Annotated in this window: 10 protein-coding genes; 1 reads left to right on the top strand and 9 read right to left on the bottom strand. The window is 36.5% G+C overall.

Going from position 1 to position 18,890, the window contains the following annotated elements:
- Positions 1–10: 10 nt before the first annotated feature.
- Together V4B17_RS03255 and V4B17_RS03260 are read right to left on the bottom strand one after the other, a co-directional pair.
- Positions 11–2,476 carry a penicillin-binding protein 1A gene (locus V4B17_RS03255; protein ID WP_455480045.1) on the bottom strand — a complete coding sequence of 822 codons (2,466 nt, stop codon included), beginning with the start codon at positions 2,474–2,476 and terminating at the stop codon, positions 11–13.
- A 150-nt stretch (positions 2,477–2,626) separates the two neighbouring features.
- A complete protein-coding gene (locus tag V4B17_RS03260) occupies positions 2,627–3,856 on the bottom strand; it encodes an N-acetylmuramoyl-L-alanine amidase (RefSeq protein ID WP_455480046.1) in 1,230 nt (409 codons plus the stop codon).
- Between the two features lie 599 nt (positions 3,857–4,455).
- Between V4B17_RS03260 and V4B17_RS03265 the strand changes: the two genes are divergently transcribed.
- Positions 4,456–7,080 (top strand): Rne/Rng family ribonuclease, encoded by a 2,625-nt coding sequence (locus tag V4B17_RS03265; RefSeq protein ID WP_455480047.1) that lies wholly within the window; start codon positions 4,456–4,458, stop codon positions 7,078–7,080.
- Between the two features lie 91 nt (positions 7,081–7,171).
- Here the strand turns inward: V4B17_RS03265 and V4B17_RS03270 are convergent, their stop codons facing one another.
- The 7 genes from V4B17_RS03270 to V4B17_RS03300 form a co-directional block, all read right to left on the bottom strand.
- Positions 7,172–7,783, bottom strand: coding sequence for an invasion associated locus B family protein (locus tag V4B17_RS03270; protein ID WP_455480048.1), 612 nt, complete (start codon positions 7,781–7,783; stop codon positions 7,172–7,174).
- A 2,063-nt stretch (positions 7,784–9,846) separates the two neighbouring features.
- Complete coding sequence (mfd, locus tag V4B17_RS03275) at positions 9,847–13,347, bottom strand: transcription-repair coupling factor (protein ID WP_455480049.1); 3,501 nt, start codon at positions 13,345–13,347, stop codon at positions 9,847–9,849.
- 5 nt (positions 13,348–13,352) lie between these two features.
- On the bottom strand, positions 13,353–13,643 hold the full coding sequence (locus V4B17_RS03280) for an FAD assembly factor SdhE (protein WP_455480050.1): 291 nt from the start codon (positions 13,641–13,643) through the stop codon (positions 13,353–13,355).
- A 75-nt stretch (positions 13,644–13,718) separates the two neighbouring features.
- Positions 13,719–14,399 (bottom strand): ABC transporter ATP-binding protein, encoded by a 681-nt coding sequence (locus tag V4B17_RS03285; RefSeq protein ID WP_455480172.1) that lies wholly within the window; start codon positions 14,397–14,399, stop codon positions 13,719–13,721.
- Entirely contained in the window at positions 14,399–15,667 is a 1,269-nt protein-coding gene (locus V4B17_RS03290) for a lipoprotein-releasing ABC transporter permease subunit (RefSeq protein ID WP_455480051.1), read from the bottom strand. The genes V4B17_RS03285 and V4B17_RS03290 overlap by 1 nt, the downstream gene beginning before the upstream one ends.
- Before the next feature lie 11 nt (positions 15,668–15,678).
- Complete coding sequence (proS, locus tag V4B17_RS03295) at positions 15,679–17,004, bottom strand: proline--tRNA ligase (RefSeq protein WP_455480052.1); 1,326 nt, start codon at positions 17,002–17,004, stop codon at positions 15,679–15,681.
- A gap of 207 nt (positions 17,005–17,211) precedes the next feature.
- On the bottom strand, positions 17,212–18,888 hold the full coding sequence (locus tag V4B17_RS03300; protein WP_455480053.1) for a ribonuclease J: 1,677 nt from the start codon (positions 18,886–18,888) through the stop codon (positions 17,212–17,214).
- Positions 18,889–18,890: the final 2 nt, after the last annotated feature.

Raw genomic sequence — 18,890 nt, forward strand, 5'->3', positions numbered from 1 at the left:
AACTTTTTGGTTAGTATAACCCACCTGTACCGCTTTCAAGAGCTTTGTTGACCTGTGGAGAAATTGTTCCTGAAGGAATACCTTCTTGAAAAGAGTTTGTGCTGCCAATAACCTGGTATATATCAGCAGGTCCAGTTCCTGGTTTAAATGCTTCTATAATTACATCACGATCTCCTCTTTCCGCGAGCATGCCTGTCCTACGATTAATGGGCATTAAAATCATACCCTTTGGCATTTTAAATGGTACATCTGGTTTTCCTTTCAAAGCTTCTCCCAAAAATTCACCAAAAATAGGTGCTGCCAATGAGCTTCCTGTTCCACTGTACCCTAACGGTGCTGGTTGATCGTAACCAATAAAAATACCGACGACAAGATCTGGAGTGAAACCCATAAACCACACATCTTTAGAATCATTTGTGGTTCCTGTTTTAGCAGCAATATGCCGATTAAGATAATGTAAACGTGCTGCTGTACCGCGCTGGACAACCCCCTCCATCATTGATGTAATTTGATAAGCTGTCATAGGATCAAGAATTTGATCTCGCTCATCGATCAATTTGGGTTCACTTTGATTATCCCATGATTGAGCATTACAATTTTCACAGATACGATTATCATGACGGTAAATCGTTTTCCCATAACGGTCTTGAATTCTATCTATCAGAGAAGGCTTAATAGAACGCCCTCCATTAGCGAAAACTGAATAAGCCGTAACCATTCGTAAAACTGTTGTTTCACCAGCTCCTAAAGCCATGGGGAGATAAGGCTGCAATTTATCTACAATACCAAAACGCTCTGCATATTCAGCAACAAGGGGCATTCCCATATCGTAGGCAAGCCGCACCGTCATAAGATTACGAGAATATTCAATACCATAACGCAGTGTTGAAGGCCCTGCAAACGTACCACCATAATTTTTAGGTTGCCAAACTTCACCATTGTATTGATGAACCTCGATGGGACCATCTAAAATAACTGATGCTGGTGTATATCCATTATCGAGTGCTGCTGCATAAACAATAGGCTTAAAAGCAGAACCAGGCTGGCGATAAGCTTGTGTTGCACGATTAAATTCAGATGCTGCAAAAGAAAATCCCCCAACCATCGCAAGAACGCGCCCTGTATGAGGTTCCATAGCAACAACAGCACCTTCAACCTTTGGGACTTGTTGTAAACGATAAGTATTGTTTGTATTTGACGATTTTTCAACAAAAATGACATCTCCAACTTGCAGAACATGAGATAAATTATCAACAACTTTTCGATGGCCATTTTCTTTAACAACATTTAATGCCCACTTTGAATCAGTTTCAGACAAAACAGCAGTTTCTCGTTTTTTTGATAATAAACCTGAAGATTCGCGCTGTGGCCGTAACCCGATCTCTACTTTATTGGCGTTAGTAGAAAGAACAACGGCTAAACGCCATTCAGGAACATCACTTAACCCTGTGATGTTTGCAAGTTCTATACCCCAATCATCTTTATTATCGATATGCCCATAAGCTCCGCGCCATCCTTGTGAGTGATCAAATTTAATTAACCCATTGTGTAAAGCTCGCCGAGCAAGAATCTGCAAATGCGGATCAAGCGTTGTACGAATTGAAAGCCCACCTTCGTAAAGCGTTTTGGCACCATAGCGATGAATTAAACGACGACGTACTTCCTCAGTAAAATAGTCAGCAGCAAAAACATAGTTATCGCTACCGCGTATTGTCGCTCCCAAAGGCTTTTCTTTAGCTTTTTCACCTTGTTCACGTGTTATATACCCATTTGCAACCATCCGGTCTATAACCCAATTGCGCCGATTAATAGCACGTTGTGCATTTTTGAAAGGATCATAATTTGCTGGTCCTTTCGGAAGAGAAGCCAAATAAGCACACTGCTCTAAAGTAAGATCATTAACGGACTTATTGAAATAACTCAAAGAAGCAGCTGCAATACCGTAAGTGCCACGGCCAAGATAAATCTCGTTGAGATAAAGTTCAAGGATATGATCTTTTGAATAGGTCTTCTCAATACGCATTGCCAAAATAGCTTCCTTTAGCTTACGTTCTAATGTAGCCTCTGAATTTAAAAGGAAGTTTTTAGCGACCTGTTGTGTAATAGTCGACGCTCCCTCTGGGCGTCTTCCAGAACCAATATTACGAATATTATTAATCAAGGCTCGAGAAAGCCCTTCAGGATCTAAGCCGAAATGATGATAAAAATTTTTATCTTCGGCAGAAATAAAAGCTTCTTTAAGAATTTTTGGTATTGATTGAATTGGCAAATAAAGGCGATATTTTGTTGCAAACTCTGCCATAAGACTACCATCAGCAGCATGGACGCGCGTCATCACGGATGGTTCATAGAGTGAAAGAACTTCATAATCAGGAAGTGCACTTGTTTGTTCTTGCGCCACCGCGCTCTGTACTACTGTTTTCCAAACCACAACAGCGATAATAAAGCAAGCAAGATATCTAAAAAAAATCACCATCAAAATAGTTATCACTTTCTTCAAAATTGATCAAAGAAAAAATATGCCATCTCACCAAGACTATGCGGGCATCTCCGCTAGACTGAGATAAAAAACTGTTTTCTCTTTTTTACCCAGGAACCCATACTGCTACTCTATTTTCTCACAAATTTAAAGAGGCTGCATAATTTTCTGCTTATACTCAGCAAATTGACGAATAGAATACGCAAGAGAGGTAGCCATTTTTTTTCTCCATTGAGGATTACTTAGTAATTTTTCATCTTCTTCATTCGATAAATAACCTATCTCTATCAAGACAGAGGGGACATCTGAAGCCCTTAAAACTTGAAAATTAGCATATCGATGAGGATTATTTATCAAATTAATATTACTTTTTGATAAGTTTGAGACAACATTATTAGCAAAATTTACCGAAAATGCATGTGTTTCACGTCGAATCAAATCGATTAAAATATCTGTAATTTCAAGCGATTCATCTGCAGGAAAACCATCTAAAAGATCAACTTTGTTTTCACTTTCAGCTAAAGACTTTGCAATTGCATCAGATGCTTTATCTGATATGGTATAGACTGTAGCACCACGAAGGGAACGTACATTAATGGTATCTGCATGAATGGATATAAAAAGATCAGCACAAAATTCTCGAGCTTTTTTTACTCTTTCGCTTAATCTTAAAAAAACATTAGAATCACGTGTTAAAGCAACAGTGATATGAGAATCTTTTTTTAGTTCATCTCGTAAAACACGTGCAAAGGCCAGTGTTACATCTTTTTCTAAAATGCCGCTAATACCTCGTGCACCACCGTCAATTCCACCATGACCAGGATCAAGAATAACACGAAAATTACGTATCGGCATTTTTTGTGTTTTTATATTGCGATTATCCTTTTGTTGTTTTTCAAATATTTCATAAAATTTTTCTTGCGTGCTTTTACTAATATCAATGAGCAATTGCCATGAATTATTTTCTAATTTTTGTACTGTAGTTTTTTCAACAACAAATGCAATTTTGCTTGTCAAAATAATGCGTGAAGTTCGTATATCAGATAAACCATAACGCACGTCTGATAGCATACCTGATAATACATTCTGTTTCTTTAAAGGTGTATTTTGTGCTGAAAAATCGGTAGTAGGTAAATTGATAACCAAGCGTGCTGGGTTATCAAAAATCTGCAACCGAATATTTGGTTCCGCATTAAAAATCGCAATAATACGCGTATGCGCACTATCACCAATAGCACGCAAGTTGATAAGTTTAAGAGAACCTGCAGCTCGAATATCCGTTTGGAATATTAAAAAAAATAACAAACAATATGGAATGTATAAAAAAATACCCCAATAGGCTACTTTCAGCTTTTTGATAGAAAACCCTCTTATCATAAGCAAAATATCTCATATCCTATATTATTAACAACTTATCTCATTCTATAAAGGCGGAGATCAAATTTACTCAACCTTCTTCAAGAAATGCTGAATATTTTGATTTTAAGCAATTAAAAAACTAGATTAAGGCAATAAAGACATTATAATGGCATGTGGTTACATTGTTACTTGCCAAAACTATGATATCAACATAAAAGAATATTTAAGCTTTCTAGCTGACAGTAGCCATCTGAATTATCTGCAGTCCATGTTAAGTTATCTTTAGAAAATTTGTTTTATGTTACAAATTTAAGCTTTTTGTGGATAAAATTTTTTATGTCAAAAAAGCTAGGATTGAGCTATTTAAGATTCGCGAGTTTGGATATCCGAACTATTTTAAAGATTGTTTTACCGGAGACTTACAAAAATTATGAGTCATACAAAACAAATGGAGATGACGATTAAAAATGCTGTCAATGCGGTTATGCATCTGCACGTAGTGTCCCATCCTGTTTTTCTGGTACCTCCCTTTTATGGCAGACAGCCTCTCACATTTGCGAACAGTCACACTGTTCGTTTGAATAAGATTGAGCATGTCGCCTTCAGGATTTTAACTTATGTCAAACAAAATGCTTATAGATGCCTCCCATCCGGAGGAAACACGTGTTGTTGTTGTTCACGGCAACAAAATTGAAGAACTTGATTTTGAATCAGAACATAAAAAGCAGCTTAAAGGGAATATTTATCTAGCGCGTATTACGCGTGTAGAACCATCTCTCCAGGCAGCTTTTGTTGAATATGGGGGCAACCGCCATGGTTTTTTGACGTTTTCTGAAATTCATCCCGATTATTATCAAATTCCTGTTGCTGATCGTCTCGTTCTTCTTGAGGAAGAAGAAAAAGCTGCCGTAGGAGAAAATTATGCAGATAATCTTCCTGAAGAAACAAACAGAAGTAAAAAACGCTCCAGAAAAACAAAAAAAGATGGACGTAACAGTACCGTGGCAGAGAATGTTGAAAATGGCGTAACATCCGAAGCAATAACATTTGATGATACAGAAGAAGCATTTGATATAAGTGCTTCTCATGATGATATCGAAATGGTTGGTGCAGAGGATGCGCGTGAAGAACTCCCTACCTATCAACGAAAACAAGGACGTCAGTATAAAATTCAAGAGGTGATTAAGCGACGTCAAATTTTGTTAGTGCAAGTCATCAAGGAAGAACGTGGCAATAAAGGTGCTGCACTCACAACATACTTATCTCTGGCAGGTCGTTATTCTGTTTTAATGCCTAACACAGCGCGTGGTGGTGGTATTTCACGAAAAATCACAAATACACAAGATCGCAAACGTCTTAAAGAAATTGTAAAAGAATTAGCAGTTCCAAAAGGTATGGGAGTCATTCTACGAACTGCTGGAGCGAACAGAACAAAAGCTGAGATTAAACGTGATTATGAATATCTTACGCGGCTATGGGATACTGTTCGTACTTTGACGCTAAAATCTACGGCACCATGCCTTGTTCATGAAGAAAGTAATCTTATAAAGCGCTCCATAAGAGATCTTTACAATAAAAATATCAATGAAATTCTTGTTTCTGGTGACCAAGGATATCGTGAGGCAAAAGACTTCATGCGTATGCTCATGCCAAGCCATGCAAAAGTTGTGCAACCCTACCGCGATCCTATTCCTATTTTCACGCACAACAATATCGAAATTCAACTTGATAAAATGTTACATCCACAAGTTTCTTTAAAATCTGGTGGTTATCTTGTTATCAATCAGACGGAAGCGCTCGTTGCTATTGATGTAAACTCTGGCCGCTCCACTAAAGAACTTTCTGTCGAAAAAACAGCATTACAAACTAATCTTGAAGCTGCAGAAGAGATAACGCGTCAATTACGCTTACGTGATCTTGCTGGTTTGATTGTGATTGATTTCATTGACATGCTTGAAGAGCGTAATGTGAAACTTGTCGAAAAAAAGTTGAAAGATTGCTTAAAAAGTGACCGTGCCCGTATTCAAGTTGGTCACATTTCGCACTTCGGCCTTTTGGAAATGAGCCGTCAACGTATTCGCGTATCGGTTTTAGAAAGTACAACACAACCCTGCCCGCGTTGTGCTGGAACAGGAAATATCCGTTCTGAATCCTCGATAGCTTTGCATGTCATGCGTTCAATTGAAGAATATCTCCTTCATAATCCACAACATAATATTACCGTACGAACACCTGTAACAACAGCGCTTTATGTGTTAAACCACAAGCGCAATATTCTTGTTAATCTAGAAGCGCGCTTTAAGCTTAATATTAGTATTGAAGCAGATGATAGCATTGGAACGCAACATCTCATTATTTCTAAAGGAACGATAGCAGAGGCAGGTTCTCAATCACCATTGATTTTTGAAAATAACCGTGAAGAAGAAATTGAAGATACAATCTCAATGGACAGTGATTCTATCGAAGATAAAACACCGGTTGAAATGAATCAGAAACATCAGCGTAAAAATCGTCAAAGTGAAATTGATAATAGTTCTTCTTCTAACATGCATAAAAAGGACAATACGTTAAATGATGATTCTCGTCGTCGTACCCGTCGTCGGGGACGCCGTGGTGGTCGTCGTAATCAAGATAATGGATTTTATCATCTTCGTATTCCTTATGCAGAACCAGTAGGAGATTTTGCCAAACAGGCTTTGGAAGAAATTAAAACAGCACATCGCAAACGCCGTATTCCAGCTACTAAATCCGAACAATTTGAAGAAGAAAAAAGCGATATACAACACTTAAACATACAACAAGATGAAAAAATTAATACAGTTGCAAAAACCAAAAAGCGTAAAACACGTTCTTCAAAAGCAGTGCAAAATCAGCAAACCTCTGAGAACGATCAAAATGTAGAAATATTAGAACCTTTAGAAAAAAAATCAACAACAACTGGCTCAATACATAAAGCTAATACAAAAAAATCAGATCAATCTGCTCATGACATGGCGGAAAAAATTCTTGTAGATGCTAAAAAGTCTACACGTAGAACATATAAAAAATCATCTTCTAAAAAATCAACAACAACAAAAGAAACATCAAAACAAAAAACTGTAAGTGAGGAATCTGTTGAACAAACCCCCTCAAAAATTGAGGAAAAAGTCGATTATCCTGTTGTTATATCATCAACATCCGATGATGCTCCAAAAACTGAACGTATTGGTTGGTGGAAACGTAGAAACCTTTCCAAAAATTAAGTATAAAAAAATTGCCATGAACATTTCATGGCAATTTTAATAAATAAACGTAAAAAAGCTTAAAAAATGCTCTCCTTATATCGTGAATTGGTTAGTTTTGTTTAGCTTTTTCTTGCTCAGCACGCATACGATCTTCAATCTCTTTTTGCTTTGATTGAATGGCTTGTTGCAGTTTTATTTGTTCTTGTTGAAAATCTTTTTCTTCCATACCAGGACCTGTATATGCAGCTGTGAACCCATTAAGAGAAAATTCGATAGGATTAGCCGAACCACGGAAATTAATTGTGGTTACAATCATTTTTGAGCCACTTTTCATAGCGGCAATGAGCTTATCATCTAAGATATCATTGGCAATACAACTCGGTCCATTACAAATAATATAAGGAACTTTTTTAGAAAAATTATCCCCTATTTGGATATGAACACCTTCTGGCAAAAAACGACCTGTAGGCACTTGAATACCTATGCGTTTTTCATTTTGTTTCCCTTTTATTTCAACGAGATTAAAAGCCGTTAAAGGCTGTCCAGTATTTGACACAACAGTATTCATTGTATTACAAACATCAACATCATGCTGCTTACTACAAACCTTGTACCAACCTTGAGATAAAGTTTGAGCACCTGCAGAAGCATGAATTGTAAGAAAAAAGACAACGGCTCCAGCTAATGCTAAAACAACAGAATAAAAATTTTTATGCAACATGGCTAAGTTAATCCTTTCAACGCACTTTTACAATAATCTCAACACTAGGAATATTAAAATATAGTTTTAATCAAGTGTATTAAATTAAAATAATGAAATGACTCCATCTTTTACGTTTCTTACTTCAATATAAAGAGAAAAGTCAAATTGAGAGAAAAAAGCTGCAAATAGCTAATTAAATTCCTGTGCACTCATATACACATCCCCCTTTATGGCATTGGCCTTTTATGAATTTATTCATAAAAAAACTTGTTGCAATGAAAAAAGACACGATTGCATAAACGAATATAATTGAAGTAGGTTCTCCTATTATTCTATAGCACATTAATTTATAATTTTGTTTTTAAGTTATGGATTTTTTAGCAATAGGCATTGCAATGTATGGAACTCTTAAATTGTTAAATAAATTTTAACATTTCCCTTATGCATCTCCTGATGTAAAGCAGAAATAAAGTTACCTATGAGGTCCTTGAAACATTTGATAAATAAAATTTTCCTTGTTGCCCGCAATTTTAGAACAACTACAAGAGAACTGTTTTCGGATAAACAATTTTTTTGTCCTGTTTACGAAACAATAATTGCACACTTCTCGTCTGTGACATTTAATCTCATGACAAAAAAATTGAATTAAGTAATGAGGGTACTGAAATTGCTTTTTTTCTTAATCAAAAAGTACGCTTTTCAGATGAAAGTTCTATAACAGTTGAAAACGTTTCATTCATAAAAATTTCTTAATAATAAAGGAGGTTCCTATTTAATTGTAATATAAAACGCATAAAATTCTCCGAAAAAATCGAAGATTATAGCATTAAGTGCATCTTCATACTTAAAAAGATTACGAATTACTGCTTATTTTGGCAAATATAATGCCTATACTACTCAGACGTGCTATTAATTTTGATAATTTTGAAAAAATGAGCTGAATAAAATTCCAGAAAGTAGATCCTATATCACTGAGATATGCTGATCCAAGTGAACCATTATGAACACCATTCTTATTAATAAGAACAGAAACTTCCTGTTAATGAGGAGGTTAAGCAGTTTTGATATAATTCAGACAAAATACTTTCGCGATGATAGAACCCGTTTTGAGAACTTAAAAAATGGTATAATTGATGTCTCTATAGAAAAAGATCCAAACATTGGTAACACCCCTGTAATTTTCTAAATATTCGTGAAAGGTGTGTGTTATTAAAGAAAATTTTTCGAAGGATACACCCAGTGATCTCATGAGATTTGTTTTTAAACGCGCGTCGTACTGTTTTAAAAGAAAAAGAACAAGGTAGGATTCATCGAATCAATTACGTCCTACACCCAACTAAAATATTTGCGCAACAAAGTCCATATATCGCCGTATAGCACAATCTCTTAAATTTTGTAACTAAGAATAAAACTGGATAACTCTTAATTATTTCACCGATCTCTCCATCGTTAATATTCTCTACACCCCTCTGCATTACCGCATAATCCCAATTCATAAATGCATCAAGATTTCAGATATTTTCTTACTTTACGTGCGCTATACCACAATTTTTCTTTTTCGTTAGCCAAATCATTTAATTTAATGAATTTAAGATGTTCTTCAATGAAACCGCTCTGCTCCTTTATAAACTGACCGTATTGTATATTAGAATATACGTATTTGCAAAAGAATTAAATCAACAAATGTTTTTTTCAATTAATTTTATTTTTTTAATAATCTGTAATCTTTTTTTAGAACGCTCGGATTTTTCATAAACTGTTAAATCAGAATTTTCATAAACTGTTAAATCAGAAAAAAATAACTCGGTTTTAAAAGCTACAGCATGAGAATTTTTTATGCCGCACATCAAAGTGAATAACAAAAAGGCTATATAAGCAACTTTTGTAATGAAAAAATCAGTTTACCATTTTTTTCTCGTATGTCTAAAAAGTATACGAAATTTCATTAATAGCACACATGATGTGATCATTGTGTTATGAATGTGCTGTTTAATCTGCTATGTTACTTAATGTATCACTATATGGTTATGCAGAATAATTTTATAAAAACAGATGATAGCTTTAAAATGATGGAAAAATTTTTAAATGGAATGTTGTTCTGCCATTTCGACAAGCTGTGTCATAATATTCACTGCTCCAACAAGTCTTTCATCCGCTGTGAACCAATCACGAATAAGAGCGATACTTTGATCTGGTCGAATCTTTGCCGTCGAACCTTGTTTTCCAACCCACTGAACAAGAGCAACACTATTTGCAAAATAATTATTGCGAAACTGTATAACAATCCCTTTTGGTCCAGCATCCAATTTTTCTACATGTGCTTTTCGACACAATGTTTTGATATAAAAGACTTTAAGAAGGTGTTGAACTTCAAACGGCAAAGAACCAAAGCGATCAATTAATTCCGCTGCAAATTCATCAATTTGTTCTAAATTCTCAAGTTCTGTTAAACGACGATAAAGTCCCATGCGTAATGGCAAATCAGGCACAAAACTTTCTGGTATCATCGCTGTTGTACCAAGTGAAATTTGAGGAGACCATTGCTCATCTTCATTTGGCTTTCCATCTTTTAATTCAGAAACAGCTTCCTCAAGCATTTTTTGATAGAGTTCAAATCCAACTTCTTTGATATGTCCCGATTGCTCTTCACCTAAAAAATTTCCTGAACCGCGGATATCCATGTCATGGTTTGCCAATTGAAAACCGGCTCCTAAAGTGTCAAGAGATTGTAAAACTTTAAGACGGCGATCAGCAGCAGCTGTTAAAACTTTACCGTTAGGAAATGTAAAGAGAGCATAAGCACGTTGTTTTGAACGACCTACCCTGCCACGTAACTGATAAAGGGCAGAAAGACCAAACATCTCAGCATGATGTACAATTAGGGTATTGGCTGTTGGAATATCAAGACCTGATTCAATAATAGTTGTTGAAACCAGCACATCATATTGCCCATTATAAAATGCATTCATGATATCATCAAGTTGTCCAGCCGGCATTTGTCCGTGAGCCACGACAAATTTAAGTTCGGAAACATGCGTTTTGAGATATTTTTCCACAAAGACAAGATCAGAAATACGTGGACAAACATAAAAACTTTGTCCGCCACGGTAATATTCTCGAAGCAAAGTCTCTCGTATAACAAGTTCATCAAAAGGCGAAATAAAAGTACGCACTGCCATTCTATCAATGGGAGGCGTTGTTATCAATGAAAGATCACGTACACCCGATAATGCTAACCCTAAAGTGCGTGGTATGGGTGTTGCGGAAAGTGTAAGAACATGAATATCACTTTTTATCTCTTTTAAACGTTCTTTATGTTTTACGCCAAAATGCTGCTCTTCATCAATAATAAGAAGTCCTAACCGTGAAAAATTGACTGCATCGCTTAATAATGCATGGGTTCCAACAACAATATCAATTGTACCATCTGCAATCCCTTTTTTAACTTGTGCAAGTTCTTTAACTTTCATAAGCCTTGAAGCATGGCCTATCTTAACCGGTAATCCCTGAAAACGCTCAAGAAAAGTTTTGTAATGTTGTCGTGAAAGCAAAGTTGTTGGCACAACAACAGCAACCTGATATCCATTTAATGCTGCGACAAAAGCACTTCGAAGAGCAACTTCTGTTTTTCCAAAGCCAACATCACCACATATTAAGCGATCCATTGGTTTTCCTGATGCTAAATCGTCTAAAACAGCATCAATTGCATCCGTTTGATCTTCTGTCTCTTCATAAGGAAAACACGCAACAAACTCATCAAACGCACCAACTGGCGGGACCAAAACAGACGCAGAACGAGTAGAGCGTTCTGCAGCGATACGGATCAATTGCTCAGCCATTTGTAATAAATATTTTTTTAGCCGTGTTTTACGTGCTTGCCAAGAAACTCCACCTAACTTATCTAACGTTACATCTGTTTCATCCGATCCATAACGTGAAAGAAGTTCGATATTTTCAATAGGCAAAAAAAGCCGATCGCCTCCAGCATAATTAATTTCAAGACAATCGCGTAAAATTCCAGTTGTCGTGATGGTTTTAAGACCAACAAATTGTCCAATACCATGGTCGATATGCACAACAATATCGCCAGAATTTAAGGCAGAAATTTCAGAAATAAAATTTGTATTATGCTTACGCTGTCTTGGCGATCTTATTAATCGATCACCAAGGATATCCTGCTCCGCTATAATCACAAAATCTTCAACCTCAAAACCGTGCTTAATCATTACAACAGCTGCCGTTATGCGATCACGTGGTGTTGCTTTAACAGTTTGCAATGATTTTACAATGTCTATTTTTTTCAACCCGTGCTCATTAAGAACTTGTAGTAAGCGATTAAAAGACCCTTCACTCCAACATGCTAAAAGCACCTTCTTGCCAGCAGCGCGCAATGAGGCAATATGATTAACGACACTTAAAAAAACATTTTTTTCTTGAGCATTACGCTCTTTTACAAAATCATATCCCGACGTAACATTCGCGTGAATAACAGTTTGTCCAAAAGTTTGTGGAATATTAAAAGGCGTGAAATCGATACGCTGCCCAGATCGTTGTGCACATTCTAAAACATGTTCTGGTGTTAAATAAAGAAGGCTAGGCTCCATTGGATGATAAGAAAGTGAATTTTCTTTATTATTTTCAAGCTCTTTACGAGCACTATAATAATCTTCAATAAGCCGATAGCGCTCAATGAGCACCTCTTCTATACGATGCTCAAAAACAACAGGTAAATTACCACAATGGTCAAAAAAACTATCAAGTTTTTCATAAAAAAACGGCAACCAATGCTCCATACCAGGAAAACGTCGCCCTTGAGAAATTGCTTCATAAAGTATATTATTTTTTTGTGATACTCCAAATGTAGCGATATAATTACTTTTAAATCGGCTGATAAGTTCTGGTGTAAGAACGACCTCACTCATCGAATGTAACAAAAATTCGGTTCTTTTACCTGTTGTTCTTTGTGTTTCTGAATCAAATACGCGGATTGTTTCTAGGGTATCCCCAAAAAAATCAAGCCGTAAAGGTTTAACATCAATGGGAGAAAAAATATCAACTATTCCGCCTCTCACGGCAAATTCACCAACATCACGAACAACCGTAACACGCTCAAAACCATTGAATTCTAAAAATTGAATTAAATGCCCCACGTTTATACGCTGTCCAGCACGTGCATGAATAATTTGAGTCTCAATCATTTCACGAGGAGGCAATTTTTGCATAATCGCATTTACTGTTGTCAATATGATTGCAGTGCATGGATTCTTACGTAAATTTGCTATATGCGCTAATGCTGAAAGGCGACGTGCTGTAACAACAATTCCAGGTGACACGCGATCATAAGGCAAACAATCCCATCCAGGAAATTGAAGTATAGGCACACTAAAATCAATAAAATTTAATACTTGCTGTAAATGGGTGATTTTTGTTCCATCTCGGACAACATAGATAAGTGGTTTACCTTGTGCAATTTCTGAACTCAATTTTGCAAGCGCAAAGGCCTCAAACCCATCAGTAACGCCATCAAAAACTGTATGAACAGAAATGTTTTTAGGAATGACAATTTTTTTAAATATAGGCATCAGAATCAATTTAAATTTATGCAAACATGATAATTAATAATGTCACGAAAAAGCGAACCATCTATTTCAGATGGTAGTGAAACTTCTTCAGTAATCCACGTTAGTAAATCGCGATCATCAAAAGACATAATATATTCGAGTTGAGAGACTGTTTTATCACTCATCCCAACAATATGGGCATCTACATAGCGTCCCAAAATGAGATCCATTTCACGAATACCTCGATGCCATGCTCGAAAAATCAACCGGCGCCGACATGCATCGAGTTGATTTTTGTCAACGGCACAAACTGTCATAAAAGTCTCCTTGCACTAAATAATAAAGTTATATTAATATAATATTCAATTGGTAGAATATTTTTTCCTTTACTATCAAGGAAGTTCAATAATCTTTTTTTCCTTAAGGGTAATACGGCGATGCATTTGTTTAGCCAAGCCATAATTATGTGTCGCAATAAGAGCAGAAAGACCAGATTGACGAACAAGGGTAGATAAAGCTTGAAATACATAAGCTGAAGTTACAGGATCAAGATTTCCCGTAGGCTCATCAGCTAAAAGAACCGAAGGACCATTTGCAACTGCACGCGCAATAGCAACACGTTGCTGTTCGCCACCTGATAATTCTGATGGACGATGGTTGGCGCGATGAGAAACACGCAAATATGTCAATAATTTAAGTGCACGATCTTCTGCTATAGACTTTTTAAATCCTGCAATCATTTGCGGCATCATAACATTTTCTAGAGCTGTAAATTCTGGAAGCAAATGATGAAATTGATAGACAAAACCGATATCATGCCGTCTTATAGCCGTTCGCTCACTATCAGAACGTCTCGCACAAGAAACACCCCGTAACATAACATCACCAGCGGTTGGTTTTTCCAATAATCCAGCAATATGAAGAAGTGTTGATTTTCCAGCACCAGACGGTGCAACAAGTGCTACAAGTTCTCCACGATTAAGGATAAAATTTGCTTTATCCAAAATGACGAGAGGTTCATTACTCTCAAAAAAATGTCGCTCAATCTCTACAAGCTCTAAAACGGCCATCATCATTCATACCTCAAAGCTTGCACAGGATCCAGCTTAGCAGCGCGCAATGCGGGAATGAGTGCAGCGAGGAATGACAAAAACAAAGCCATTACAGCCACCAAGATCGTCTGTTTCCAATCAATTTGCGCAGGCAATTTTGTTAAAAAATAAAGCTGAGAATTAAAGACATCAACATTAAATAACCAAGATATAAAATTCTGAATATGGTCGATATTCACTGTTGCTATAACACCAAAAATTAAGCCCAATATTGTTCCAAGAAATCCGATCATCATACCAGTGACAATAAATATACGCAAAATCGCACCTTGTTGTGCGCCCATCGTACGCAAAATAGCAATATCATGGCTTTTATCTTTTACAAGCATAATCAACCCTGAAATAATATTCAAAGCAGCAACAAGAACAATAAGAGAAAGAATGAAAAACATAACATTGCGTTCAATCTGTAAGGCTGAAAAAAAAGCCTGATTGCGTAAACGCCAATCAATTAAATAGATCTGTTGGTCGATTGTTTTCTCTACGGTTGGTTTTATTTGATCAACAGTATCAGGATTATTCAGAAACAGCTCTAAAGAATGAACCTTATCTCCTAAATTAAAAAACATTTGTGCCTCACGGAGCGGCATAAAAACAAATATTGAATCATATTCAGACATGCCAACTTCAAAAATAGCAGTCACTTTGTAAGCTTTAACACGTGGTGTAATCCCAAAAGGAGTTTCATCACCATCTGGTGTAATAATACGAAGATCACTCCCAACCGTAAGACCTAATTTTTCTGCTAAACCACTTCCAATTGCAACACCTTCTTCTTGATCAAATTGAGCAAGTGAACCAAACTTAATATTTTTGGAGACTGTTTTTAGCTTCTCCAAATCTTGTTTGCGCATACCACGAACCAAAGCACCAGATCCTCCTTGAAGTTCACCCTGCACAAGTGCTTGACCTTCAATGACAGGTAATGCAAATTTTATACCTTCTATGGTCTCTAAAGAAGAAATAAGAGCATTATAATTGGGAAAACCAGAATCAATGGTTTGAATAATAAGGTGTCCATTCATGCCAAGAATACGATTGAGAAGCTCCGTACGAAAACCATTCATTACCGCCATAACAACAACAAGAGCAAATACCCCTAACATAATCCCAATGAGAGAAATGATTGAAATAACAGATGAAACGACATGTTTTTTATTAGGAATCATATAACGAAAAGCAACCATCCATTCATAAGATGAAAACCATTTACTGCTCAACCGCTTCATAATATTGCCTATCAAAACACAGAAAACTGATTGAGTACAGCTTCAACAGTTAGAGATTTTTTAATACCTGTTTTTCTATTTTTCATTTCAATTTCATTTTGCGCAATGCTTTTAGGACCAACAATTATTTGCGTTGGCAAACCAATTAAATCCATTGCTGCAAATTTAGTTCCAGGACGTTCATTTCGATCATCTAATAATGGATCAAAACCAGCACGCCTTAATCCTTGATAAAGCGTTTCACATGTCTGTGTACATTTTTCATCCTCTGGCTTCATATTAATGATACCAAAATCGAATGGCGCAATAGACTTTGGCCAAATAATACCATTTTCATCATGAGAAGCCTCAATAGCTGCCGCAACAAGACGTGAAGGTCCGATACCATAAGATCCCATAGAAACAATATGCTCTTTTCCATCTTGTCCCATAACCTTTGCTCCCATTGGAGCAGAATATTTCGTGCCAAAGTGAAAAATATGTCCTACTTCAATGCCACGCGCTGAGAGGCGCTTATTTTCAGAAACTTTAGTCCACTCTTCTTCATTATGCATTTCTTCTGTTGCTGCATAAAAAGATGTCCACTGTTTAACGATATCATCTAAAACAGCTTTATCTCTGAAATCAATCGAACTGTCTGGAACAGTAAGTTCAAGAAATTGTCTATCACAGAATATAGCGCTCTCTCCCGTTTCAGCCAAAATAATAAATTCATGACTGAGTTCACCCCCAATTGGGCCCGCATCAGCACGCATGGGAATTGCTCTTAAACCAAGACAAGAAAAAGTACGTAAATAAGCAATAAACATTCTATTATAAGATGTTTTAGAACCCTCATAATCAAGATCAAAAGAGTAAGCATCTTTCATTAAAAACTCTCGTGAGCGCATCACACCAAAACGTGGACGAATTTCATCACGAAACTTCCATTGAATATGGTATAAGTTGAGTGGTAAATCCTTATAAGAACGAATATACGAACGGAAGATATCTGTTACCATCTCTTCATTTGTCGGACCATAAAGCAAATCACGTTTTTGACGATCTTTAATGCGGAGCATTTCTAAACCATAATCATCATAACGACCACTTTCACGCCAAAGATCCGCAGATTGAAGTGTAGGCATCAATATCTCTAAAGCACCTGCACGTTCCTGCTCTTCACGAATAATTTTACAAACTTTATCAAGCACTTTTTTTCCCAAAGGAAGCCAAGAATAAATTCCTGACGCTTGTTGGCGAATCATTCCAGAACGCAACATAAGTCGATGAGAAACAATTTCTGCTTCTTTGGGATTCTCTTTTAGAAGTGGCAAAAAATATTGAGAAAGACGCATTAAATAACTAACTCCTAACTAAGCCCATCGTATTAAAACAATTTAAATATACTACATGCTCATCTATAGCTACATTCTGAATTCTTGCAAACGTAACGATCATATTTATGAGAAATTTATGTGCTCTCTTTTCTCATTTTTAGCTATAAAATGATCTGATAATTCCCTTTCTTTCATTAAAACGAAATAACGTAATATGAGAATGCTTTATTTCGAGCAGTGTAAAAAAACCGTACAAACAGGCTTTTTGCGCCAAACTTCATTAACGGCTGCTCTTACTGCGCGCCGTATTGCTTCTCGCATAAGTTCCTTATTTTTTCTTTTAATGCGCGGAATGCTGTAAAATGTATTTTCCACAACATCGAAAAGAATATCTTGCAAAACTTTGCCTTGTCTATTAGTTTCAGGTAAACCAGATATGGTCAAACCAACATCACCCTCTAGATCATGTTTTTTATTCATTTGGAGAGAAATAGCAACATAGCCAGCATAGCTTAATTTGCGACGTTCACGAATTCCTAATGCCTCTTCATCACCAATGAGACAACCATCTTTATAGATTCGACCAACGGGGACTTGATCAATAACTTCCACAGGATCCGGTGCAAAACGTAGCATACTCCCATTTCTAATATCAGCAACAATTTTTACACCCGCTTGACGCGCCAAAGATGCTTGAGAAGAAAGATGCATTGCCTCGCCATGTACAGGAACAAGTATCTGTGGTTTTATCCAATCATACATCTGTAAAAGTTCTGAACGGCGAGGATGTCCTGAAACGTGAACAAGAGCATCTTCATTCGTAATTATTTTAATCCCCAAATCTATGAAACGATTTTGTATGTCAATAATAGATTTTTCATTTCCCGGAATACTCCGTGAAGAATAAATAACGGTATCACCGGCAGAAAGTGCAATATTTCTCATTTCATTTCGAGACAGTTTAGCTAAAGCAGCACGCGGCTCACCTTGACTACCAGTTACAATTAAAACGATATCTTTTCGCGGAATATAACCGTAATCCTCCTCAGAAAGGAATGGCGCTAAACCGTTCATATAACCAAGCTCTTGTGCAACCATAATGCTTCTCTTAAGAGAACGCCCAATAACAAGAACTTGGCGCCCAACAGATTCAGCTGCAAGAGCAATTGAATGTATCCGACCAATATTAGATGAAAAAGTTGCGATAGCAACTCGCCCTTCAGCTTTCGAGATAATTTCAGAAAGACTTGCCTGAACCTGCTGTTCAGATTGGGATATACCATCCTTACACGCATTAGTAGAATCACAAAGCAATGCTAAAATACCTTTGTTGCCTAAAGCGCGAAATCGTTTTTCATCCGTTATATCTCCAAGCGAAGGTGTATGATCAATTCTCCAGTCGCCAGTATGAATAACTGTGCCTAAAGATGTTGTAATTGCCAAAGATACAGATTCCGGAATCGAATGGTTAACAGCAACAGCCTCAATTGAGAAGGGACCAATTTGAAAATGATCACCAGCCCGAAAAATATTGAGTGAAATTTTACAAGATCCAAAATTCGATTGTTTTTTACTCTCTAATAGTCCTGCTGTAAAAGGAGTACAATAAATTGGAACATTAAGCTTTGGCCATAAATCAAGAATAGCACCATAATGATCTTCGTGAGCATGCGTCACAATAAGACCGCGCAAATTGTGTTTTTCATTTTCTAAAAAACGAATATCCGGTAAAATAAGTTCTACTCCAGGTAATTCAGAATCAGCAAAACTAACACCCATATCAACAAGCAGCCATTCACGAAAATTTGGGGAACCAAATCCATAAGCAGCCAGATTCATCCCTATCTCACCTACTCCTCCCAAGGGTAAAAAAACAAATTCATTTTTATTGGCTACAGCCATAA

The sequence above is a fragment of the Bartonella sp. B23 genome, from assembly GCF_053793815.1.

Excerpts from the sequence above, each read along its gene's own strand:
- V4B17_RS03270 (WP_455480048.1), bottom strand. The coding sequence starts at position 7,783 with ATGTTGCATAAAAATTTTTATTCTGTTGTTTTAGCATTAGCTGGAGCC.
- V4B17_RS03285 (WP_455480172.1), bottom strand. The coding sequence starts at position 14,399 with ATGATGGCCGTTTTAGAGCTTGTAGAGATTGAGCGACATTTTTTTGAG.
- proS (WP_455480052.1), bottom strand. The coding sequence starts at position 17,004 with ATGCGTCTTTCTCAATATTTTTTGCCACTTCTAAAAGAGAATCCCAAA.
- V4B17_RS03300 (WP_455480053.1), bottom strand. The coding sequence starts at position 18,888 with ATGGCTGTAGCCAATAAAAATGAATTTGTTTTTTTACCCTTGGGAGGA.
- V4B17_RS03290 (WP_455480051.1), bottom strand. The coding sequence starts at position 15,667 with ATGAAGCGGTTGAGCAGTAAATGGTTTTCATCTTATGAATGGATGGTT.
- V4B17_RS03255 (WP_455480045.1), bottom strand. The coding sequence starts at position 2,476 with ATGGTGATTTTTTTTAGATATCTTGCTTGCTTTATTATCGCTGTTGTG.
- V4B17_RS03260 (WP_455480046.1), bottom strand. The coding sequence starts at position 3,856 with ATGATAAGAGGGTTTTCTATCAAAAAGCTGAAAGTAGCCTATTGGGGT.
- mfd (WP_455480049.1), bottom strand. The coding sequence starts at position 13,347 with ATGCCTATATTTAAAAAAATTGTCATTCCTAAAAACATTTCTGTTCAT.
- V4B17_RS03265 (WP_455480047.1), top strand. The coding sequence starts at position 4,456 with ATGTCAAACAAAATGCTTATAGATGCCTCCCATCCGGAGGAAACACGT.
- V4B17_RS03280 (WP_455480050.1), bottom strand. The coding sequence starts at position 13,643 with ATGACAGTTTGTGCCGTTGACAAAAATCAACTCGATGCATGTCGGCGC.